Source organism: Algibacter pacificus, assembly GCF_008033385.1.
GTDB classification, from domain to species: Bacteria; Bacteroidota; Bacteroidia; order Flavobacteriales; family Flavobacteriaceae; genus Algibacter; species Algibacter pacificus.
Genome location: NZ_VOGY01000001.1, coordinates 252,043 through 275,875, shown reverse-complemented (window position 1 = coordinate 275,875; position 23,833 = coordinate 252,043). Strand labels below are relative to the sequence as shown.

Genomic DNA, 23,833 nt, shown 5'->3' with positions numbered 1-23,833 from the left:
AAGGTAATTCATTATAGAATCAATCCTTAAAGAGATGTCTTTGTTTAATATATAAAAGTACAATTAAAAGCGTCAATAAAATCAGTGATGCTTAATAACAATATGAGGCGTTTAAAAAAAATCTTATTCTCAACTCGTACCATGACCATTCTTTTACTTGTCTATGGTATTTCGATGATGGTCGCTACCTTTGTAGAAAGTAGTTTTGACACCTCTACAGCAAAGGCATTAATTTACAACTCCATTTGGTTTGAAATCTTGATGCTTTGGTTGATATTCATTTTTTCAACAAATATTAAAACTTACCGATTAACAAGAAGAGAAAAATGGCCCATTCTTATTTTTCATCTTGCTTTCATTTTTATGTTTATTGGTGGTGCCATCACAAGGTATAGCAGCTTTGAAGGGCAAATGCCAATAAAAGAAGGTCAAACCACTAATGAAATTATAAGTGATTTAACTTATTTTAACCTATCTGTTACTGATGGTGACAAAACTTTGAATTATAACAAGCACCCTTATACGATGTCTTACTTTAATTCAAAGGACACCAAATGGCCTTTAAAGAGAACCTACAAACAAAACTTCCTATTTAAGGATAAGGTGATTACTTTAAAAAGTTTGGATTATATACCATTAGCCAAAGACTCTGTTGAAGTAACAGAGTTAGGAAAAAAAATGCTCAACATAGTATCTGTTGGACAGACAGGTAGAGTAAATAATTATATTTCAGATGGTGGCACTAAATCCATTAATGGGATGATTTTTAGTTTTAACAATCCTATAAAAGGATCGATTCAACTCACTGAAAGAAATAATAATCTCTATATTGATTTACCTGTTGAAGGACAATATATGTCGATGCTTGGACAACAAAAAGGTGTTGTCACTGATTCTTTATTATTAGCTAGACAATCCGGAACTATAAAAGCCAACGAATCTACTATGCTAAACCACAGAGCACTTTATAGCGTTAATGGTGTTAATTTCATCATCCCAAATAGTATTTTCAAAGGTAAAAGAGTGTATTACAAAGGTGACAAAACTGAACCTATGGACAAGAATTTATTAGATGTTGTCCAGATAGAACTGGAGTCGGGAAATACAAAAGACACACTATTTATCAAAGGAGGAAAAGGGGTAACAGGTTATAGTGAAACTACACAAATCAATGGCTTAAATGTTTCCATTGGTTTTGGATCTAAAATACTATACACGGATTTTAGCATACACTGTGATGATTTTATACTTGATAGGTATCCAGGATCCAATAATCCATCATCTTATGAAAGTAAAATAACCATTATTGATTCTGATAAAGAAAACCAACACCATATTTATATGAACAATGTAGTTGATTATAAAGGGTATCGTTTTTTTCAGGCGAGTTATTTCCCTGATGAAAGTGGAACTATTCTCTCGGTAAATGCAGATAGATGGGGTACAAATGTGACATATTTTGGGTATTTTCTATTATTTACAGGAATGTTTTTTACACTGTTTTGGAAGAAAACACATTTTTGGAAATTGAATCATTCATTAAAGAAAATGCACACCAAAAATTACATTTTATTGTTCATGTTGTTTTTTGGGCTTGGAGCTACTGGTCATGCTCAAAACGATATATTTCAACCTGAAGACTCGCTGGCATTACAACATCAAAAAATTGGTCCTAATACACAGTTTGCAAAACCAAATGAGCTTGGTTCCAAAAGAATCATTAATCTGGATCATGCCAAAAAGTTTGGACAACTCTTGGTTCAGGATTTTCAAGGACGGGTTAAACCCATGGATACATACACTTTGGAACTTCTTCGAAAGATTCATAAAAAGGACGTCTATAAAAAAGAAGATATTAATATAACACCTATACAATGGTTTATCTCTATGCAAATTGACCCTGGATATTGGGCTAACGAACCTTTAATTAAAGTTAGTAAAAAGGGAGGCGACCAACTTATGAAAGAAACCGGCGCTAATGCAGATGGTTACACATCATATACAAATTTAGTAGACTTGAATACCGGAATTTTTAAACTTGAAATTCAGAATAAAAATTCCTTTAGTAAACGAAAAGCGGAACAATCAAATTATGACAAGGCTGTTATAGAGGTAACTGAACGGTTTAATATTTTTAGCAATATTGCTTTTGGGTATTACACTAACATGATACCTGTAAAGAATGACCCATCACAAACATGGGTTAGCTGGATTTATAGTACCGAAGAAAGTCCTGTAGAGATAGATGAAACAGCTTATAGATTTTTAACCCCTTATTTTAATGGAGTAAAAGAAGGATTGAAAACTAATAATTGGATTAATGCCGATAAAAGTATTAAAGAGATTAGCGAGCTTCAAAAGACTTGGGGTAAAGATATAATACCATCAGAATTAAAAATCAAACTGGAAATATTATATAACCACCTAAACGCTTTCTTTTGGCTCATGATAGTTTACAGCTTCTTGGGTACAACCTTGATTATAGTTGGTTTTTTAAGTGTGCTTTCTTCAAGTCCAAAATATCATCGTTTAATTCATTTCTCTACTAAAATATTGCTAGGTTTAATGGTATTAGCATTAACTATTCAAGCATTAGCATTAGCCATTCGATGGTATCTTTCAGGTCATGCACCTTGGAGCAATGGTTATGAAGCCATCATCTTTATTTCAGGAATTGGAGTATTGTCAGGGTTACTTCTTTACAAAAATCGAAATGCTTTTATACCTGCCGCTGGAGCTTTGGTAGCGATGATAATGATGGGATTTGCTCATGGTGGATCCATGTTAAATCCTCAAATTACGCCTTTGGAACCGGTTTTAAAGTCCTATTGGCTCATGGTGCATGTGGGCATCATAACCTCCAGTTATGGGTTCTTTGGATTGTCGGCTGTATTAAGTGTCATTTCTTTAATCCTATTTAGCATAAAACCCTCAAAAAAAACATCACATTCTATTAAGGAATTGACCATAGTCAATGAAATGTCCTTGACCATAGGTGTGTTTGCATTAACAATTGGCACTTTTCTTGGTGGTATGTGGGCAAATGAGAGCTGGGGACGATATTGGAGTTGGGACCCTAAAGAGACTTGGGCATTCATATCAGTTATATTATATGCCGTTGTTTTGCACTTAAGATTAGTCCCTAAACTTAAAAGCAAATTAGTATTCAATATCGCTAGTTTATGGGCTATATGGTCTATTATATTTACTTATTTTGGGGTTAATTATTACCTCACAGGGCTTCATTCATATGCTGCAGGCGAACCTATACCAATTCCTATTTGGATATATGTTACAGTTATAGCGATGTTAATAGTATCTGTAGTTGCTTATTTTAGAAGTAAGAAGATTGGGATAAGATTATAAAACATAGAATCGTATTTATAATTCTGGTTTTTAAATTGATTTTTTAATAAACTAAAAAAAGAGGATACCTAAATATCAACTAAACATCTAGATGCGTCTTTATTTTTTTAAGCAAGTGCAGTAATAAATCTATTTCCGCTTTATGAGTTCTAAAAGATAAAATGGCGGCACGTAAGGTTAATTTATTGTTTAAGATAGTAGATGAAATAAATATTCTACCATCTTGTTGAATATAGTCCAATATTATTTTATTAAGAACATCGCTATCGTACGCCTTTAGTTCCAATCTAAATGCCACGACACTTAAATCTGGCTCACATAAAGTTTTATAGCCAATTAAAGATAATTCTTGAAATAAGTAATAGGCTAATTGTATTTTTTCATTTAGATAGTCTGAAAAAACCGTCTCTCCATAAAGTTTGAGTGGTAACCACATTCGAAGCCCTCTAAAGTGTTTACTTAACTCGGGTGACAAGTCTGCCGGCGAATATTGATTCTCATTTTTTGCATCTCTCATATAATTAGCATCATAACTATGAGCTTCTGCGAGATATTTTATGTTCTTCACCAAAACAATCCCCAAACCATATGGCATAAATAAGCCTTTATGAGGGTCCATAATTACTGAATCCGCTAGCTCAATCCCCTTTAGCTTATCTTTTCCTAACGCCGTTAATATAAAAAACCCTCCATAAGCTGCATCAACATGAAACCAAAGGTTATGCGATTTAGCAATAACACTTAATTTGATTAAAGGATCAACAGCACCTACATCAGTAGAACCAGCATTTGCAATTATTAAAAAAGGGATTAAACCAATATGCTTATCGTGTTTAATTTGAGTCTTTAAATCTTGAATTGAAATTCTAAATTTAGAATCAAGAGGAATATTTCTAATTACACATGCATCAAGTCCAATAACTTTGAAAGCTTTATAAATACTATGGTGCGTCTGTGATGTGCAATAGATTACATGTTTTGTAACATTAGAGTTAGTAATTTTTTTATGATGTTTAGCTGTATGAAGCGCAATAAGATTTGCCATGCTTCCTCCTGATGTTAAATTACCTCCATAATTATTCTCATATCCTATTAATCTTCCTGCCCAGTTTATTAGCGCATCTTCCATTCTTACAGCTCCAGGGGAAGCATAAAACACTCCTGCATATCTATTAGTAATAGCTGCGAGATAGTCACCCAGTGCTGATGTATAGATTCCACCACCTGGGATATATCCCAAATGACCACCAGAAGCCGCATTGAGCCCTGTATTTAGCACTCGTTCCTTAAAAAACACAAGTATATCTTCTATCGAATTTTTCTTTTTATCAATATCAAAAAATGAATCATATTCTGCTATTTCATTTGTATCAAAATGGTAAGCTTTCTGTTCTTCTATAGTATGAATAAATTCCTCTGAAAAATTAATTATCTTTTCATACAATGATTTTCTTTCAATAGCTGATTCTTCCAATTCAAAAATATTAGTAGGCATTTTTGATCTATCTTCTTTCATAAGTTATTTATAACATTTAGAACTTATATCCTGTTTGAATGTAATCTTGATTGACACCAATTGTTATTAAATGTGTTCTTACATCTTCTTCAAATTTTCTTGGACCACAGATATAAAATTTTTGTTCAGTGCTTTTAACTAGTTTCAACAAGAAGTCCTTATCAATTTTTCCAAAATAATGACTACCATATTTAGACCTACTTAAAATAAGTGACAAGTTAGAACTGAATAATTGTTTCAGTTTTTTATAAAATATAACGTCATCTTTAGTTTTATTGGCATAAATTAGATTATGATTATGTTTGACATCAATACCTTTCTCTTGTAAATCCTTAAAAATTGGCAAAAAAGGAGTTATACCAGTTCCAGCAGCAATAAAAGTACCACTTCCATCATACTTATAGGAATCCCAAGCTTTGGAAAGTTGAATTGTATCATTCTTCAATAACTCTGAAATCCCTTTTGTTAGGCCATTTTCAGTTGGATAAATTTTTATAACAAATTCCAAATAGTTATCTGCCGGCACATTGGCTATTGTAAAAGGAGCCACAGCCAATTCGTAACCTGGTTTATCAATACTTAAATCCACTGCTTGCCCCACATTAAATTCAAATTTCCAGGGCTTTGTTATTTTTAAAGATAAAACATCGTGGTTTATAGCTGTAAGACTTAAAACTTTTGATTTATAAGGAAATATAAAACCCATCATTTATTATTTTAATATTCTTATAATTTGGATGCTTTTTTATCCAATTGGTTACAAATGATTTCTTAACCATTAAATTTAATTTTTCGTTTTTGGACATGTTTTGATAGTTTCAACTTTAATAAAGCCATATCTCCACTTACTTTTCTTTCAATAACTTTTGCATAAATTTGAGTAGTAGCGATTTTAGAGTGACCCAGTAGTTTTGATACAGTTTCAATAGGTACACCATTGCTTAAAGTAACTGTGGTTGCGAAAGTGTGACGAGCAATATGAAAAGTTAGATTCTTTTTGATTTTGCATAAATCCGCAATCTCTTTTAAATATGAGTTGAGCTTTTGATTTGAAATATTAGGGAATAAGGTTTTCGTTTTCTTGGTTTTAATATGTCCTTTGTATTTCTGAATTAATTCTTCAGCAATTGGAAGTAATGGAATTTTTACTTTGTTATGTGTTTTTTGTCTATTGGTGATTATCCATTTGCCACCATCAATACCAAACGTAATATTATCTTCGTTGAGGTTCATTACATCTATGTATGATAAACCAGTATAGCAGCTAAAAACAAACAAATCCTTAACGAGCTCCAGTCTTTCTATTTCAAATTCTTTTTCGATAATAGATTGCAATTCATCCTCACTTAAAAACTCACGTTCATTTTTGATATACGTTGGTTTGAATTTTATAAAAGGGTCTTTATCTATCCATTCCATTTTATATGCCAATGTTACCATTTTACGAAGTCGTTGAATATGTTTCATAACCGTGTTGTTTTCCATTTGTTTTTGATGGTCCTCCGGAACATAGGAACGTAAGAACTTTTCAAAGTCAACCAAAAACCGAAACGTTAATTGAGACAAATAGATGTCTTGAATTTTCTTTTTGTTAAGAAATAGTTTGATATACTTTTGGGTAGTGAAATAATTCTTTAAAGTACCATAGCTTAAAGATTCGCTCATTTGGGTATTGTGGTAATCTACCAATGTAAGTAAAGAATATTCTTCGTTGTCCTCTCCCAGAAATCTTGCTTTAATGGATTGAGCACAAATAAACGCTTTCTCTTTTACAAGTTCGTCATGAGCTTCATATATTCTATTTTTGATCTGGTCTAAATACCTGTTGAGTAGTCTTGATTCTTGTTTGTTCCCTCTTGCTCTTCCTTTGTTGGAATCCCATTCAGATACAATTACTTTTCGTTGCAAACTGATATTTGCACGTTTACCATTAACTGTTATTCTAGCATAAACAGAAACTTGGTTATTAATTTTACGTGTAGCACTTACCCAAAATGATAAGCTAAAGGTAGTTTGTGATTGCATAGTTGTCGTCTTTTTGTTAAACATTCATCGAGACGAAAGTCAAATCAACTATTTCAATTACAGTGTTTTAAATACCTATTCGGTTAACACTTTTTTACTTTGCTAGCTGTTAACCGAATTGTTAACCGAATTAAACTATATTAATTCAATTCTTATGATAGTCTAAAAACCACAAAACCTTGTAAATCATACGATTTACAAGGTTTTAGTTTCTATTGGTATTAATTTTAGTCGGGGTGGCAGGATTCGAACCTGCGACCTCCGCGTCCCAAACGCGGCGCGATAACCGGGCTACGCTACACCCCGAAATGGTTATCTATATTTCTAAATGAAATATTTTGCGGAGAGACAGGGATTCGAACCCTGGGTCAGTGTTTCCACCAACGACGATTTAGCAAACCGCTCCTTTCGGCCACTCAGGCACCTCTCCAGTATTTTTATAAGAACATTGCATTCATATTTTAATGCGGGTGCAAATTTAATATATCATGTTATATATAACAAACATTTTAGTGCTTTTTTTAAAAAATTATTCAGGATATTCAATTCGTAAATGGTAAATGTTTGCTAGCTTGTATTTTAGCACTTTTTTAATAGATTCAATTTCTTTAAAAGTAATATTTGCATTTAAAAACTGCCCCTCGTCTATTTGTTTATTTATAATATTTTCAACAAAAGCATCAATTTTTGTAGAGGTTGGTTCCTTTAAACTTTTAGAGGCCGCTTCAATACTATCGCACATCATTAATATTGCCGTTTCTTTACTAAAAGGTTTTGGTCCTGGATAGCTAAAATCTAGTTTATTTACTTCACCATCGGGAAAAGTCTTTTTTTCTTGCATATAAAAATAATATACAACACTAGTGCCATGGTGTGTTCTAATAAAATCAATAACGCGATCGGGTAAATTATTTTTCTTTGCTATTTCTATACCATCAATTACGTGATCGGTAATAATTCTAGCACTTTCTTTTGAAGATAATTCGTCGTGCGGATTAATTCCTGTAGATTGATTTTCGGTAAAATAGGTTGGGCTTTTCATTTTACCAATATCATGATATAAAGCTCCAACTCTAACTAGCATAGCATTAGCACCTATTTCGTTAGCTGATGCTTCGGCTAAATTGGCAACGTTTAATGAATGATGAAATGTGCCTGGTGCCTTATTTGACAAATCTTTTAATAACTTAGAATTTGTATCCGAAAGTTCCAATAATGATACATCAGAAACTAATCCGAACACTTTTTCATAAACATAAATTAAAGGTTGTACAAAAAGGGTGGCTAACCCACAAAGCACAAAATACCCAAAAGTTTGCCATTCTAAGGTTTCTACGCTCCCTTCGTGTATTACAAAAAACGCAAAATAAGCTATAAAATAAATTAAGGTAATTTGCCCAACTGAGATAAATAAATTGGCTCGTTTATACAGTTCTTTTACTGTTAAAATAGTAACAATACCTGCTATAATTTGCAAAAACATATACTCGTAACTATTGGGTACAACAAAACCTAACAGCAATACAGTAATTACATGCGAAAACAACCCCAGCCTAGCATCGAAAAAAGCTTTAAAAACTAAGGGTAAAATACATATAGGAACCACATAAATAAACTTAGAGTTAAAGTTTACAACTACTGTGGTTAATAATATTAACAAAAATATATTAAAAAATATAAATGTAACTTTGGTGTTATTGTCAAACACATCCAATCTGTACTTTAGTAAAAACAATAATAGCATAAGCAATGCTAAAGCTACTAAAAGTGTATAAGCAAATAGTATCCATAAATAATTAGATTTGCTCCAAACTTGCGATTCGTATTCAAATTGTAACGATTTTAATATTTGATATTTGTCGCCTTGAACAACCTCGCCTTTCGATACAATTAAAGTTTGTTTTTCTATGCTTCCTCTAGAATAAATTATTTTATCCAGTTCATCTTGCAAGGCTTTATCTGTAAAGGATTTATCAAATGTTAAGTTAGGTTCAATTACATCATAAAATAGCGATATAAATTCTGTTTTATTTGCTGATAAATGGTGTGTTTTTAAAACACTTTCAATGACAGCAGTGACTTTATCCAATTTCACTAAATTGGAATAAACACCTTCTTTTTTCTTAACCCGCTCATCAAGAATTACGATACGCTTGTCATCAGAAAAACTATAACTTTCATTTAAAACTCCATAGGCATAAAGCTGAGATATAATATCGATACCTGTTTTATAGAGTTCACTAGAAGATTTTAGAGAAATAGAATCGGGAAACGCCGAGGTAAATTCATTAGTAAAAGCTTGTTTTACTTTATCTTCAATGCTACGATCAATCGTGAAATATAATATACCGTTATTTATAAGTTCTTCTTTTTCCTGCGCAATTTCATTTTCCGATTTTTTAATTGCAAAATCAAAAGGCGCATATAAATTCTCCGATTGCCAAGGCTTACCTTTTTCAAAATTATATTTAAATTTTCCACTTTTAGGAAACAGGTAAACTATCAAAACTGTTGTACTTATATATAATAGTGCTTTATATATTAGAGAATTATTTCTGTATATTTTATTTAAAAAGTCTTTCACATGCCGTTTTTTTAACTAAATATAAATTAAAATTTAGCTAATAATTTGTTTTCCAAATGTAATAAATTATTAGCCTTTCACCACGTTTTATAATGAACTCATCTAGATATATTATTAAAAAAATCGTTATTTTCGCAATGAGTATCTTTTAAAGATTAAACTAAATCGTGTTCAAAACTAAACCATAAAAAACCATTATGAGCAAAGAAGTCGTTATAGTTTCTGCTGCAAGAACCCCAATAGGGAGTTTTTTAGGAAGCTTGTCAACCATTGCCGCCCCGCAATTAGGAGCTATTGCCATTCGAGCTGCTTTAAATAAAATTGATTTAAATCCTAAATGGGTTGATGAAGTTTTAATGGGTAATGTGGTACAAGCAGGTACCGGTCAAGCTCCTGCTCGGCAGGCTGCCATATATGCAGGTATCCCTAATACAGTACCCTGCACCACGATAAACAAAGTATGTGCTTCGGGAATGAAAGCCGTTATGCAAGCTGCCCAAAGTATAGCGCTTGGTGATGCGGAAATTATTGTGGCTGGTGGTATGGAAAATATGAGTTTAATTCCTCATTATTTACATGCTAGAACAGGAACTAAATTTGGTTCCGCCACATTAATCGATGGTTTACAAAAAGATGGTTTAGTAGATGCTTACAATGAAAAGGCTATGGGTATTTGTGCCGATGCTTGCGCTAGTAAATATGAATTTACACGCGAAGAACAAGACGCTTACGCTATACAATCCTATAAGCGTTCTGCAGCGGCTTGGGAAACTGGAAAGTTTGATAATGAAGTTGTTCCTGTTACCGTGCCTCAGCGTCGTGGCGAACCTCTTATTTTTTCTAAAGATGAAGAGTTTACCAACGTAAAAATGGATAAAATCCCGAAATTACGTCCAGCGTTTAGTAAAGATGGTACAGTTACTGCTGCCAATGCTTCAACCATAAATGATGGTGCCGGAGCAATGGTTTTAATGAGTAAAGATAAAGCAAAAGCACTTGGACTAAACGTAATAGCCACTATAAAAAGTTATGCAGATGCAGCCCACGAGCCAGATTGGTTTACAACAGCTCCAGCAAAAGCATTACCTAAAGCTTTAAAAAAGGCCAATTTAGAACTTGATGATGTAGATTTCTTTGAGTTTAACGAAGCTTTTTCGGTTGTTAGCTTAGCTAATATGAAAATTTTAGGACTTACCGATAAGAATGTTAATGTAAATGGTGGAGCGGTTTCTCTAGGACATCCATTAGGGTGTTCGGGCGTTAGAATTTTAATTACATTATTAAATGTATTAGAACAAAATAAGGCCAAAATTGGTGCGGCAGCCATTTGTAATGGAGGTGGTGGCGCATCGGCTGTAATTATTGAACGTCCTTAGAATTAACAACTTAATTATAACAAAAAAGTTAGAAATAACCATATTAATAATTTGAATACAATACGTTTTATTTGAATTATTAAACAACGATAATTTATTAATGCAATACGGAATTTGTAATTTAAGCATTGTGCCTCTAAGATTTGAACCTACAGATGCTAGTGAGTTAGTTTCTCAGGTTATCTATGGCGATTTATTTAAAATTTTAGAACAACGCAAAAATTGGAGTAAAATAAGAATAGCCTTTGACTCTTATGAGGGTTGGATAGACAACAAACAATATATTGAAATTAGTGAAGAACAATACCGTACTTTAAACAAACAACCGCCTCAACTTTCTGGTGATTTAGTTGAGTTTATTCAAGATGAAAATGAACAGCTCTACCCTGTTGTTTTTGGTTCTACCTTAAATGGATTACCACTTTTAAACCATCATTATGACGGCGACTTAATTTATGGAAAACGCCCTAAATCTCAAATTATACAAACTGCTTTTACCTATTTAAATACGCCTTATCTATGGGGAGGAAAAACGCCTTTTGGTATTGATTGCTCTGGATTTACCCAAATGGTATATAAACTAAATGGCTACAAATTACTTCGTGATGCATCGCAACAAGCTACTCAAGGAGAAGCACTAAGTTTTATAGAAGAAAGTGAGCCGGGAGATCTAGCTTTTTTTGATAATAGTGAAGGACTTATCACACATGTTGGCTTAATTATGGATGACAATTATATTATTCATGCACATGGAAAAGTTAGAATAGATCGTCTAGATCATTCTGGAATATATAATGTAGACCGAAAAAAACACACCCACAAATTACGGGTAATTAAAAAAATAATTTAATATTTTATATAAGATTTTAGAACAAAAAAAAGGTCGCAAATTGCGACCTTTTTTTTTGCTTTAATACAATCTTATTGAGCTGCTTCTAAAGCTTCAACTTTGGCTTTTAAACTTTTTGCATTTTCTGTATCACCTAAAATGCTATAAATATTCATTAAGGTTTTAGCGGCACTTAAATTTTCTGCATCAATTTCTAGTGCTTTTGCTAAATAAGGAACAGCCTCCTTATATAGGTTTTGACGCTCTTCTCTTAGTTCATCGTAACGTAAATCATCTTTTTTGCTACTTCCTAAACCATTCATTTCTGTAATAATTGGCTCTTCTTTAGCAAGCACAAGTGCAGAAATATTAATATAGGCATTAATATATTCTGGATCTAACTCTATAGCTTTTTCATAATAAGCTTTTGCTTTTTCTGGTTGCCCAGATTCTGCAGCAATAACCCCTAAATTATATTGTAACTCAGGATTTACTGGATCTAATTCTACAGCTTCACTTAATAACGCTTCAAATTCCTTAACATTCCCCATTTTATAGTGAGCATTAGCTTCAGATAAAATTAAATTAATGTCGGTAGGGTTTTCAGCTCTTGCTTCCTTAAGGGCTTTAATAGCCTTTTCATCATTTCCTTGGCTCACATAAATAAGTGCCATATTTTTAACAATTTCTGGCATTTTAGATTCCGTTAAACGTTCACCGGGATTGGTATGGCTTTTAGCTTTCACATAAAGGTCGCGCGTATTTTTATCTAATAGCTCTTCTTTTCCAGTTTCTACATTAGTTGCAAAATATTGCTTTTGTATACCTGTGTAGCCTAAATTCTTTAATTCATCATATAAAACTAACGCCCTATCATACTCTTGCACATTTACAGCTGTTGCTGCTGCATAGTATAAGTAAAGTGTATCTTTTTCCTTTACTCTATAAGAGTTTTCAAAATATTTAGAAGCGGTAGAAAAATCTTGTTTTTCGTAAGCAGCATTAGCTTTTGTTAATAAATTATTAGTTATAGTTTGCTTTAAATTAGCCACTTCTGAAGCATAAACTCCTTCTGCTTTATTAAAATTTTCTAAGGCTGAGGCCACCTCAGTATCTGTACCTTTACCATTTGCATAAAGTGCTTGACCTAATAAATAGTAGTACTTTGCTTTAGATTTATCATCCATTACCCCTAAAAGACTTTCAGCAGTTGTTGCCGCTGCTTTAGCTTCTGTAAATTTCTCCGATTTAATAGCTTTTTCTATGGCTCTCAATTCTTTTTTTTGTGCAAATGAAAATGCACCCATTGAAATGGCTAAAGCTATGATTAATTGTTTTTTCATTTTAAAAATATTAAGTTTAATTTTCAGTGTTATTATCATCCAAATTATTATCAAGAGTTGTGCCACCCTCTAAACCCTTAGCGTTTTCAAGACCTTCAATACTATCCGTTTTTTCTTCTCCTTCAACAATAACGTCTTCTTCTTCACGCATTACTTTGGCTACGGCGGCAATAGAATCATTTCCTTTAAGGTTAATTAATTTAACACCTTGAGTGGCTCTACCCATAACTCTTAAATCGGCTACAGCCAATCTAATAGCTACACCAGATTTATTAATAATCATTAAATCATCCTCGTCTGTCACGTTTTTTATGGATACTAAATTACCTGTTTTTTCTGTAATAGAAATGGTTTTTACTCCTTTTCCACCACGATTTGTAATTCTGTAATCTTCAAGGCTCGATCGTTTACCATAACCATTTTCAGATACTACAAGTACATTACTATCCATATCATCAACAGCAATCATTCCTATCACTTCATCGGTATCTTCATCTTGTAAACGAATACCACGAACTCCAGATGCGCCACGTCCCATTGGGCGGGTTTTAGCTTCTTCAAAACGGATCGCTTTACCAGATTTTAATGCTAGCATGACTTGGCTTTCGCCTGTTGTAAGTTTAGCTTCTAATAAAACATCGTCTTCTTTAATCGTAATGGCATTAATTCCGTTTGTTCTTGGACGAGAATATTGCTCTAATGAGGTCTTTTTAACCTGACCTTTTTTGGTAGCCATAATAACGTAATGACTATTTATATAGGCTTCATCTTTTAAATCTTGCGTACAGATAAAAGCCATAACTTTATCGTCTTGCTCAATATTTATTAAATTCTGAATGGCTCGTCCTTTGGATGTTTTACTGCCTTCTGGAATTTCGTAAACACGCATCCAGAAACATTTTCCTTTTTGAGTGAAGAACAACATATATTGATGGTTGGTACCAACAAATAAATGTTCTAAGAAATCTTCGTTACGGGTTGTTGATGCTTTTTGTCCAACTCCTCCTCTATGCTGTGTTTTATATTCGTTTAAGGAAGTACGTTTAATATAGCCCGCGTGAGAAATAGTAATAACCACACTCTCATTAGGAATCATATCTTCGATACTTAAATCGCCTCCTGCATATTCAATTACTGAACGACGTTCATCTCCATATTTATCACGAACTACAATTAATTCTTCTTTAATGATATCCATTCTACGCTCTTTACGCGCTAGAATATCTTTAAGATCGATAATAGTTTTCATGATATCTTCATACTCGGCACGTAATTTATCTTGCTCTAAACCTGTTAACTGACGCAAACGCATCTCGACAATAGCTTTGGCCTGTATTTCTGATAGTTGAAAACGCTCTATTAATTTTGTTCGAGCTTCATCGGCATTGTTAGAAGCTCGAATAATTTTTATAACTTCATCAATATTATCCGAAGCAATTATTAATCCTTCTAATATATGCGCACGTTCTTCGGCTTTTCGTAATTCATAAGTTGTACGTCTAACAACAACATCATGTCTATGTTCTACAAAATAATGAATTAACTCCTTTAGATTTAGTAACTGCGGACGTCCATTAACTAATGCAATATTATTAACACTAAATGAAGACTGTAATGCTGTATATTTAAACAGTTTATTTAAAACAATATTAGGAATAGCATCACGTTTTAAAACATAAACGATACGCATACCATTTCTATCGGATTCATCACGAATAAGCGCAATACCTTCGAGTTTTTTATCGTTAACCAAATCGGCAGTTTTCTTAATCATGTCTGCCTTATTAACTTGGTAAGGAATTTCGTCAACAATAATACATTCACGACCGTTAACCTCTTCGATACTAGTTTTAGCGCGAATTACTATACGCCCACGCCCTGTTTGAAAAGCCTCTTTAACACCGTCATATCCATAAATAGTTCCTCCAGTTGGAAAATCAGGAGCTTTAATATGCTGAATTAATTCATCAATTTCAATATCATTATTTTCAATATAAGCTACAGTACCATTAACCACTTCGGTTAAGTTGTGTGGAGGCATATTAGTGGCCATACCAACTGCAATACCAGATGCTCCATTAACTAAAAGACCAGGAATACGTGTTGGTAGTACGGTTGGTTCTTGTAAGGTATCATCAAAATTCAATTTATGATCTACGGTTTCCTTGTCGATATCTGCCAACATGTCTTCGGATATCTTTTTCATACGTGCTTCCGTATAACGCATAGCTGCCGGACTGTCGCCATCAATAGAACCAAAATTCCCTTGCCCGTCTACAAGCATATAACGTAAACTCCATTCTTGAGCCATACGTACCATTGCATCGTACACCGAGGTATCCCCGTGTGGGTGATACTTTCCTAAAACTTCCCCAACTATTCTTGCCGATTTTTTGTGTGCGGTATTCGATCTAATACCTAGCTCATGCATCCCATAAAGAACACGTCTATGTACGGGTTTTAAACCATCTCTTACATCTGGTAAAGCACGTGAAACAATAACTGACATTGAATAATCAATGTAAGCCGATTTCATCTCATCTTCAATATTAATTGGTATCAGTTTTTCTCCTTCTCCCATATATATTTTAATTAAGTTTTATGTAATTTTAAAAACAAGCTAATATAACAATTCCAATAGTCACAATAAGCCTTTTACAATCATTTTTTCATGTATTTATTAACAATTCTTAATCTATTTATTTTTGAAAAATATATATTCTAAAATTTTGGATTTATATGCTTTTTTTTGTCAATTAGCATTTTACACACAAAAAAAGGTATAGTTTTTGCCTTTGGTAAGAATGTTTTAGTATTTTTAATGCAGAAAGGACAGAAGATATGGATGATAATTTTTCCCCAAGAGTAAAAGATGTTATTGCTTACAGCAAAGAAGAAGCATTACGTTTAGGTCATGATTTTATAGGAACCGAACACCTTATGCTTGGACTTTTACGTGACGGTAATGGTAAAGCAATTACCATTTTAAACGCGCTAGAAATCGATTTAACTCACTTAAGGCGTAAAGTAGAAATATTAAGCCCTGCAAACCCTAATATAGCCATAGGTTCTAACCAAAAGAAAAACCTACACCTTACCCGGCAAGCAGAACGCGCTCTAAAAACGACCTTTTTAGAAGCTAAATTATTTCAAAGTACATCTATAAATACCGCGCATTTACTGCTTTGTATTTTAAGAAATGAAAACGACCCTACAACAAAGCTTTTAAATAAATTAAAGGTTTACTATGACAATGTTAAAGAACAATTCAAGATGATGATTACAAACGATGATGACTATATAGAACCAAAAGCAGATTTTCCAGATGACGATTCTAACCTAGAAGACGATTCGGCTTCAAAAGAAAATATTTTCAACGCGCCTACGGGAAGTTCCAAAACCAATAAAAAATCTAAAACCCCGGTTTTAGATAACTTTGGTCGCGATTTAACAGCCATGGCCGAGGAAGGGAAATTAGACCCCGTAGTGGGCCGTGAAGAAGAAATACAACGTGTTTCTCAAGTGCTAAGTAGAAGAAAGAAAAACAATCCACTTTTAATTGGTGAACCTGGAGTAGGTAAATCGGCTATAGCCGAAGGTTTGGCGCTTAGAATTGTAAAACGAAAAGTATCTCGTATATTATTTAATAAACGAGTAGTAACTTTAGATTTAGCCAGTTTAGTCGCAGGCACAAAATACCGTGGACAGTTTGAGGAGCGTATGAAAGCCGTAATGAACGAACTTGAAAAAAACGACGATGTTATTTTATTTATAGATGAAATACACACCATTGTTGGCGCAGGTGGAGCTACAGGAAGTTTAGATGCCTCTAACATGTTTAAACCCGCTTTAGCAAGAGGAGAAATACAATGTATTGGCGCCACTACCTTGGACGAATACAGACAATACATAGAAAAGGATGGCGCCTTAGAACGTCGTTTTCAAAAAGTAATTGTAGAACCAACTACGGTAGAACAAACTATTGAAATTCTAAATAATATTAAAGGAAAATACGAAGAACATCATAATGTTGATTATACCCCAGAAGCCATTGCAGCCTGTGTAAAATTAACCAATAGATACATGACCGAACGCTTTTTACCAGACAAAGCTATCGATGCTTTAGATGAAGCCGGTTCTCGTGTACACATTACCAATATAGATGTTCCAAAACAAATTATTGAGTTAGAAAAAAAGCTTGAAGAAGTAAGAGAAACTAAAAACTCTGTCGTTAAAAAACAGAAATACGAAGAAGCTGCAAAATTAAGAGACGATGAAAAACGTCTTGAAAAAGAGCTTGCCATTGCCCAAGAAAAATGGGAAGAAGACACTAAGCAAAATCGTGAAATTGTAACAGAAGATAACGTTGCCGATGTAGTTTCTATGATGACCGGTGTGCCGGTAAACCGTATAGCGCAAACAGAAATTAATAAATTGGCCGTATTACCAGATCTTATAAAAGGTAAAGTTATCGGGCAAGATAATGCCGTTTCTAAGGTTGTTAAAGCCATTCAGAGAAACCGTGCGGGACTTAAAGACCCAAACAAACCGATTGGATCGTTTATCTTTTTAGGACAAACCGGTGTTGGTAAAACGCAATTAGCCAAAGTGTTATCTAGAGAGCTATTCGATTCTGAAGAATCACTAATTAGAATAGACATGAGTGAATACATGGAAAAATTCGCTATTTCTAGATTAGTGGGTGCACCTCCGGGATATGTAGGTTATGAAGAAGGTGGACAACTTACCGAAAAAGTACGTCGTAAACCTTACGCTGTTATTCTTTTAGATGAAATTGAAAAAGCACATCCCGATGTATTCAACATGCTACTTCAAGTGTTAGATGACGGATATCTAACAGATTCTTTAGGACGAAAAATTGATTTTAGAAACACCATCATCATTATGACTTCAAATATTGGGGCTCGTAAATTAAAAGATTTTGGAACAGGAATTGGCTTTGGAACGGCCTCACAAAAAGCACAAGAAGATGCCAATGCTAAAAGTATTATTGAAAACGCCCTAAAAAAATCGTTTGCTCCAGAATTTTTAAATAGAATTGATGATGTTATCGTGTTTAATGCATTAGAAAAACAAGACATTAATAAAATTATAGATATTGAATTAGAAAAACTGCTTGTTCGAATTAAATTGTTAGGTTATAATCTAGCAATAACAGAAACAGCAAAAGATTATATAGCAGAAAAAGGTTTCGATAAACAATATGGCGCAAGACCTTTAAAAAGAGCAATTCAAAAATACGTTGAAGATGCTTTGGCAGAAGAAATTGTATCATCTCATTTACAAGAAGGCGATCATATAAAAATCGATTTCGATACGAAAACCGAAGAATTAAGTATTTCTATTGAAAAGGCCGAGAAATCTGCCGAATCTTAATATTTAATATTTTAAACTAAAAAAGGCTGTTGAAAAAACACATTTTCGACAGCTTTTTTTTTGAGTTAAAAAGGGATCAAACTCAAAAGTTGTGTGCGAATTTTAAAATAGTTTTCAGATTTTTGTAAAAAAAAAAGAAAATAAAAGTTATAAAAAAAGCCTTTCATTTCTGAAAGGCTTCTAATCTTTGTAGCGGGAACTGGACTCGAACCAGTGACCTTCGGGTTATGAGTTTGATAAAAACCCCGAATTTGACACTAAAATGCTAATATTTTAATAAAATCGTGTACGAAAGTGTGTACTCTGATTTATAATTAATTTCTAGTCAAATATACACATAATTACTTTTGTAATACAAAAATTAAATACCAAGAGTCCATATATAAAGCAATTAAGACCTTAAAAAACCTAAAATAACCCTTTGTCTCACACCCAAAAACAATGATTTTAGCTATAAAAACATTATTTATAGCTCAAAATAACCTTATATTTGAGCTATAAAATAAAAACTTATAGCTCATGGCATATCACATTTGGAATTGGCAACAAAAAGAATGGCCTCATTTTTCTTATAATGAAGAAGCTATTAATGCTTTAGAATTAAAGTTCTCTCAAAATACAGGAACTGTTTTAGGGGCTTTTAAACATGTTAACGATAATGAAAAAGAGCAATTCATTGTTGAAATATTATCTAATGAAGCCTTGAATACTTCTGAAATAGAAGGTGAATATCTAGATAGAGTTAGCATTCAATCTTCCATTAAAAAGAATCTTGGACTCACCACAAATAATAAAAGAGTAGCTCCTGCTGAATATGGTATTTCGGAAATGATGGTCGATTTATATCGCAATTATCACACACCATTAACGCACGAACAACTTTTTAACTGGCACAAAATGTTAACTAATGGTAGACGTGATTTATCCGACATTGGCACCTACCGTACGCACGAAGATTCTATGCAAGTTGTTTCTGGACGATTAGATAAACCAACTATTCATTTTGAAGCACCGCCATCTCATTCCGTAATACACGAAATGAATGCCTTTATGATTTGGTTTAATGTAATACACCCTAAAACAGAACAAAACACGTCCGTATTACCGCTTGCCAAGGCTAGTATTACACACTTATATTTTGTTAGCATTCATCCTTTTGAAGATGGAAACGGGCGTATTGCAAGAGCTCTAGCTGAAAAATCTATTGCGCAAAGCTCAGGGCAACCAGCTCTTATTTCATTATCAAAAACAATTCAAGCTAATAAAAAAGCGTATTACAATGCTTTAGAAAACAATAATAAAAATACTGATATTACAGATTGGATACTTTATTTTGGTCAAACCATACTGGATGCCCAAGAGGAGACATTAAAACTTATCGATTTTTTAATTGAAAAAGCAAAATTTGTCGATCGTTACCACACATTCCTAAATGAACGGCAATTAAAAGTTGTTACCCGTCTTTTTAACGCAGGACACCAAGGTTTTGAAGGCGGTTTAAGTGCCAATAATTATGCTAAAATAGCAAAAACCTCAGCTTCTACTGCTACTCGTGATTTAAAAGCTATGGTTGACAAAAAGATGTTTATTAAAACGGGGGAATTAAAAGGGACTAGATATTGGTTGAACTTAAAGTTTTAATCAAACTAAGAACATTCTTTTAGGTTTGATTACTCTATTTACTTGAGAACTTATTTACAAAAGATGATAAATTTGTAGCGTAACCTACCAGAATCTGAGGATAAAAATCCTTAGCTCCTAAATGATAAAAACCACCTATTCTAGCATAAATACCGCCATTAGATTCGCTTGGATCTACTTTGCTGTATAAATTTAATTGAAGTCTCAATATTTTTTTCTCATCATTACCATCATTCGTATTATACAAAATATCGAGGTTTTCAACTGAACCCCCATCATGCAACCAATTTAAAGCGATATTTAAATCTGCTCCAAAATTTAATTGTGGTCTAATTTCAAAATTTGTATTGAATTCATGAGTAAGCGCATTAAGTTGATATTTTTTTACAACATCTACATCTTCAGTTGTTTCTGTATATTTTAACCCCGCTCGATAATACCGTAAACCATAGCCAAAACTCCAATCCGTAGAAAGAGCTTTCATTTCTATATTTAGAAAATCTAAACTTATTCCAGCGTTTAAGTTATTATATTTTATGTAGTCAAAATTATTGATAGTGGCTGTAGAATTAATTTTTGTTTCATCAATCATGTCTGTACTAGAATCATCTACCATAGGAGGTGTAAAATCACTAGGCGTAATAAATCTAGAATTATCATCAAACCCGTTATAAATGGAGGCGTTAATATCAGCATTTAAGGCATGTATCCAAGAAACCCAGCGGTAATTACGATTCCAAATAGGGATTTTAACTCGACCTTCCGCTTGCATTAAACTATTAGAGTTTTGATCATTTAAGCCTAAAAAGTCTGAAAATATAACGGCGGTAAAATAATCCATGAGTTTACGCTCCTCTATTGGCACTATACTATCTGCGGCAATTCTGTATGCTTTATTTCGAACAGAGTAATTAGAGTTTTCCTCATTTGGGTAATACTCGAATAAATCATTATAATTTAAAGACAAGTTAGTATCATCATCATTTGGTGAAATAGGAACATAATTTAACGTATTTCTAAAGGATCTTAGAGCGACACTAAACTGGACATTAACAACCGTAAACTCTCGATTATTACTTGTTAAAGTGCCTACAACTACAATATCTTTTGCTTTATTGTTAAAGAACCTTACCGTGGCATAGTCTGCTATAAACTCAGAGCCTTCTACAACGTGTTTATTCTCGTAAACTCTCACTGTTTTATTTAGCTTTAGTTTTCCAGAATGCTGCGTTTCTAAATTTTCTATGGCTTGAACTAAAGAAGCTATGGTCTCATATAGTGGTTTTTTAGCAGCTGTAATTTTGCTCTCCTCATTATTTTTATCAATTAAATTGAATAATTCAGTTAAGTCATTATCATCAACTAATGTAAAATCTGAATTGATTTTTATAAAATCTTTAATAATCTGACTAAATAATTCTTTATTGGTTGAATATAAAATTTCATTTGTTTCATTGCAGACTCTAGTTTGATCACAAAATTTTAAAATATAATAATTCGATTTATTATTATTTTTAACATTGACTTTATAAACTTTACTTTCCTCTGGTTTTGTATTAGATTTTAATATAATATTATTTATAAATTTATATTCCAAATCATTTTTTAGTGCTTTATACAACTCTGATAACACAAACCTATTGGTTTCATTTAATTTAAGATCTTTAATTTGATTAAACCTTTTTTCTGAAATTAATAACGGTTTTAAAACATCAACTACACTTTCAAAATCATTAAATAAAGCTTTAAAAATTTCGACTCTCACATTGTCACTATCAACTTCTATTTTTTTCTCTTCGTCTTCTTTGTCCTTTTCAATTTTATACTTAAAATGAACCACATCTGCTTCTTTAATTAACTCGAAATTATCTTCAAATCCCTCAAAAACATCAAAAGAATTGCCATCATTTAGTGTCGGCCAAAATTCAATAATCGTTTCATTCTCCAACTTGAAAGATGATTCTAAAAGAGATTTTAATACCTCTTCAGATTCGGGTTTGTTAATTTTTATAGAATTATAATCCGTATATCCCTTTTCAATGCTAACAACTTCATTATTATCATTAACAAAAAAATAATTTACCGAAGCCGCTTTCATTTCAGCTATTGCAGTATTAACAAAAGTTGATTCGGAAACTGTGTTATTAAAGCTAAATTGTTTTGGGTTGCTAGCGTTTTTATTGTCTGTAATAAATACACTAATTGTATTGTTAGATTCGGTATTCTTTTGAAGTGTATACTTATTGGTTACATTATCGAACTTTACGGTTCCAGATTGACTAAATAACAGCGAGTAAGATAATAAAGTAAAAAAGGTAAATAGTAGTGTTTTTTTAAACATATTAAATAGTAGTTAGCATGTGTTAAACGTTCTACTACTAAATGTTCTATTGGAGGGAGGTTAAATATAATAATTATTATCTCACTAATAACAATTTAACCAAAAGTTTTTTAGAAAGTATAGATTTACTACGTCTTCCAAATAACCGATTGATCTTTTAAGCTTTATGATCGCGCAATACAACCGTTATTCCAAAGTGCCAAAACAACATCCATTTGTGAATTGTGCTTTTTATCTCCAAGGTTTAATTCCCCCCATAACTCTTTTGGTGTAAATGATTTGTTTGGATTGTTTTTTATAATCTTTATTGCATTTATTCCATATTCTTTATTTTTAATAGACTTTGTATAATTCCCTTTAGGAATACCTTTTATGTAACCATCTTCACATAAACCTAAAAAAGTATTTTTAGGGCAACCTTTTACTTTAGCGCTTTCAGAATCAAAATCTTTAACAGCAATTTTCCATGATTCAATTGGGTTTTTATCTTCTTTAGCTGCTTTTATTGCGGCTGTGCCATATTTGTTCATAGCTATTTCTTTTATTTAACCACTTTTTAATTCATAAAAATTATTCATTAAATCAAAAGTATCAGATTCAATTGATTTCCAGATTTTGCTGTGTATTCCCCCCTCCTTGTTTATGCTTAGGTTGTTTAGGAAGCTGGCCTTTTGTTTTATTAATTTAAAACTGCTCTTTAATTTCTTTTATTATTAAATTCATAATCCTTAAAAGCATCATTAATCAAAAGTTCTAAGTCCTCCCTAACTTTCATAATTTTCTTTTTTGATAGGTGTTTTTCAATACTTGGATGGTATAGTAGTCTTAATGATTTATAGAATTTAAAGGTTCTTTCTACAATATTTTTAACCGTAGTATACTCATCTGCAACGATCTGAAATTGAGGTGATAATAATCTATCCTCATAGTTAACATAAAGGCCTTGATTTTTCAAATCATTAAATTCTTGCAACTTTTCTATTCGCTTACCTGAATTCATAAGAGGCTGAGCAGATTTAACCAAATCATTCAAGCCATTTAAGCCCCAATCGAGCCATTTTACTTTAGTCTTAAATAATGGTTTTTCTCTTTGCTCTTCCCAAATATTGATTGTTTCCATTAGACTAGAACCAACTTCTACGAGTTGCGCTACCTCATGCCTTATATTATGATCACTAAAAAACCTTTTAGCACCTTTAATTAAATACACTTTATATTCTTGACTATGTAAAAAGACTAACGTTGCTTTTATAACTTCTTCTGAGCTTAGAATTAATAATGATGTTGCGCTACTATACGATTTATTTGTTTCAGCTAAAGCAAAAGCATCTTTTCTTAGATGTCTCGCATTTTTATAAATTGGTTGATCTAATCCTTTTGAATCTTTTGGGGATAAATTAATAAATTTTTTCATA

General features: G+C 32.5%; 14 protein-coding genes and 2 tRNA genes. 5 read left to right on the top strand and 11 right to left on the bottom strand.

Annotated elements, in window-relative coordinates:
* Window positions 1-174: 174 nt before the first annotated feature.
* Window positions 175-3,366 (top strand): cytochrome c biogenesis protein, encoded by a 3,192-nt coding sequence (ccsA, locus tag FQU21_RS01745; protein ID WP_246124717.1) that lies wholly within the window; start codon window positions 175-177, stop codon window positions 3,364-3,366.
* A gap of 79 nt (window positions 3,367-3,445) precedes the next feature.
* Here the strand turns inward: ccsA and FQU21_RS01740 are convergent, their stop codons facing one another.
* The 6 genes from FQU21_RS01740 to FQU21_RS01715 all read right to left on the bottom strand — a co-directional run bounded on the left by FQU21_RS01740 (window position 3,446) and on the right by FQU21_RS01715 (window position 9,491).
* Window positions 3,446-4,882 carry a pyridoxal phosphate-dependent decarboxylase family protein gene (locus FQU21_RS01740; RefSeq protein WP_147676302.1) on the bottom strand — a complete coding sequence of 479 codons (1,437 nt, stop codon included), beginning with the start codon at window positions 4,880-4,882 and terminating at the stop codon, window positions 3,446-3,448.
* Between the two features lie 16 nt (window positions 4,883-4,898).
* Window positions 4,899-5,591 (bottom strand): ferredoxin reductase domain-containing protein, encoded by a 693-nt coding sequence (locus FQU21_RS01735; protein WP_147676301.1) that lies wholly within the window; start codon window positions 5,589-5,591, stop codon window positions 4,899-4,901.
* A gap of 62 nt (window positions 5,592-5,653) precedes the next feature.
* Complete coding sequence (locus FQU21_RS01730; protein WP_147676300.1) at window positions 5,654-6,907, bottom strand: site-specific integrase; 1,254 nt, start codon at window positions 6,905-6,907, stop codon at window positions 5,654-5,656.
* Between the two features lie 231 nt (window positions 6,908-7,138).
* Window positions 7,139-7,213, bottom strand: a tRNA-Pro gene (locus FQU21_RS01725).
* Window positions 7,214-7,248: 35 nt separating this feature from the next.
* Window positions 7,249-7,337 (bottom strand) — tRNA-Ser (locus FQU21_RS01720).
* 99 nt (window positions 7,338-7,436) lie between these two features.
* Window positions 7,437-9,491 (bottom strand): HD family phosphohydrolase, encoded by a 2,055-nt coding sequence (locus FQU21_RS01715; RefSeq protein ID WP_147676299.1) that lies wholly within the window; start codon window positions 9,489-9,491, stop codon window positions 7,437-7,439.
* Window positions 9,492-9,688: 197 nt separating this feature from the next.
* Here FQU21_RS01715 and FQU21_RS01710 point away from each other — a divergent pair, with 197 nt between their 5' ends.
* A complete protein-coding gene (locus FQU21_RS01710) occupies window positions 9,689-10,867 on the top strand; it encodes an acetyl-CoA C-acyltransferase (RefSeq protein WP_147676298.1) in 1,179 nt (392 codons plus the stop codon).
* Window positions 10,868-10,967: 100 nt separating this feature from the next.
* The gene (locus tag FQU21_RS01705) at window positions 10,968-11,717 is read left to right on the top strand and encodes a C40 family peptidase (protein ID WP_147676297.1); all 750 of its coding nucleotides are present in this window, start codon (window positions 10,968-10,970) and stop codon (window positions 11,715-11,717) included.
* Window positions 11,718-11,788: 71 nt separating this feature from the next.
* Here FQU21_RS01705 and FQU21_RS01700 read toward each other — a convergent pair whose 3' ends face one another.
* Window positions 11,789-13,039 carry a tetratricopeptide repeat protein gene (locus FQU21_RS01700; protein WP_147676296.1) on the bottom strand — a complete coding sequence of 417 codons (1,251 nt, stop codon included), beginning with the start codon at window positions 13,037-13,039 and terminating at the stop codon, window positions 11,789-11,791.
* A gap of 16 nt (window positions 13,040-13,055) precedes the next feature.
* Window positions 13,056-15,620, bottom strand: coding sequence for a DNA gyrase subunit A (gene gyrA, locus FQU21_RS01695; protein WP_147676295.1), 2,565 nt, complete (start codon window positions 15,618-15,620; stop codon window positions 13,056-13,058).
* A 260-nt stretch (window positions 15,621-15,880) separates the two neighbouring features.
* On the opposite strand from gyrA, the gene FQU21_RS01690 reads away from it, so the two are divergent.
* Together FQU21_RS01690 and FQU21_RS01685 are read left to right on the top strand one after the other, a co-directional pair.
* Window positions 15,881-18,436, top strand: a complete 2,556-nt coding sequence (locus tag FQU21_RS01690) for an ATP-dependent Clp protease ATP-binding subunit (protein ID WP_147676294.1) — start codon at window positions 15,881-15,883, stop codon at window positions 18,434-18,436.
* A 519-nt stretch (window positions 18,437-18,955) separates the two neighbouring features.
* Entirely contained in the window at window positions 18,956-20,077 is a 1,122-nt protein-coding gene (locus FQU21_RS01685; protein ID WP_147676293.1) for a Fic family protein, read from the top strand.
* Between the two features lie 34 nt (window positions 20,078-20,111).
* On the opposite strand, the gene FQU21_RS01680 is transcribed toward FQU21_RS01685, so the two are convergent.
* The 3 genes from FQU21_RS01680 to FQU21_RS01670 form a co-directional block, all read right to left on the bottom strand.
* On the bottom strand, window positions 20,112-22,418 hold the full coding sequence (locus FQU21_RS01680) for a hypothetical protein (RefSeq protein ID WP_147676292.1): 2,307 nt from the start codon (window positions 22,416-22,418) through the stop codon (window positions 20,112-20,114).
* Between the two features lie 164 nt (window positions 22,419-22,582).
* Entirely contained in the window at window positions 22,583-22,948 is a 366-nt protein-coding gene (locus FQU21_RS01675; RefSeq protein WP_147676291.1) for a DUF6979 family protein, read from the bottom strand.
* Between the two features lie 167 nt (window positions 22,949-23,115).
* Window positions 23,116-23,832: an AbiV family abortive infection protein gene (locus tag FQU21_RS01670; protein ID WP_147676290.1), complete on the bottom strand. Its 717-nt coding sequence runs from the start codon at window positions 23,830-23,832 to the stop codon at window positions 23,116-23,118.
* Window position 23,833 lies beyond the last annotated feature (1 nt).

Excerpts from the sequence above, each read along its gene's own strand:
- FQU21_RS01690 (WP_147676294.1), top strand. The coding sequence starts at position 15,881 with ATGGATGATAATTTTTCCCCAAGAGTAAAAGATGTTATTGCTTACAGC.
- FQU21_RS01730 (WP_147676300.1), bottom strand. The coding sequence starts at position 6,907 with ATGCAATCACAAACTACCTTTAGCTTATCATTTTGGGTAAGTGCTACA.
- FQU21_RS01680 (WP_147676292.1), bottom strand. The coding sequence starts at position 22,418 with ATGTTTAAAAAAACACTACTATTTACCTTTTTTACTTTATTATCTTAC.
- FQU21_RS01740 (WP_147676302.1), bottom strand. The coding sequence starts at position 4,882 with ATGAAAGAAGATAGATCAAAAATGCCTACTAATATTTTTGAATTGGAA.
- ccsA (WP_246124717.1), top strand. The coding sequence starts at position 175 with ATGATGGTCGCTACCTTTGTAGAAAGTAGTTTTGACACCTCTACAGCA.
- gyrA (WP_147676295.1), bottom strand. The coding sequence starts at position 15,620 with ATGGGAGAAGGAGAAAAACTGATACCAATTAATATTGAAGATGAGATG.
- FQU21_RS01670 (WP_147676290.1), bottom strand. The coding sequence starts at position 23,832 with ATGAAAAAATTTATTAATTTATCCCCAAAAGATTCAAAAGGATTAGAT.
- FQU21_RS01675 (WP_147676291.1), bottom strand. The coding sequence starts at position 22,948 with ATGAACAAATATGGCACAGCCGCAATAAAAGCAGCTAAAGAAGATAAA.
- FQU21_RS01735 (WP_147676301.1), bottom strand. The coding sequence starts at position 5,591 with ATGATGGGTTTTATATTTCCTTATAAATCAAAAGTTTTAAGTCTTACA.
- FQU21_RS01685 (WP_147676293.1), top strand. The coding sequence starts at position 18,956 with ATGGCATATCACATTTGGAATTGGCAACAAAAAGAATGGCCTCATTTT.
- FQU21_RS01700 (WP_147676296.1), bottom strand. The coding sequence starts at position 13,039 with ATGAAAAAACAATTAATCATAGCTTTAGCCATTTCAATGGGTGCATTT.
- FQU21_RS01710 (WP_147676298.1), top strand. The coding sequence starts at position 9,689 with ATGAGCAAAGAAGTCGTTATAGTTTCTGCTGCAAGAACCCCAATAGGG.
- FQU21_RS01705 (WP_147676297.1), top strand. The coding sequence starts at position 10,968 with ATGCAATACGGAATTTGTAATTTAAGCATTGTGCCTCTAAGATTTGAA.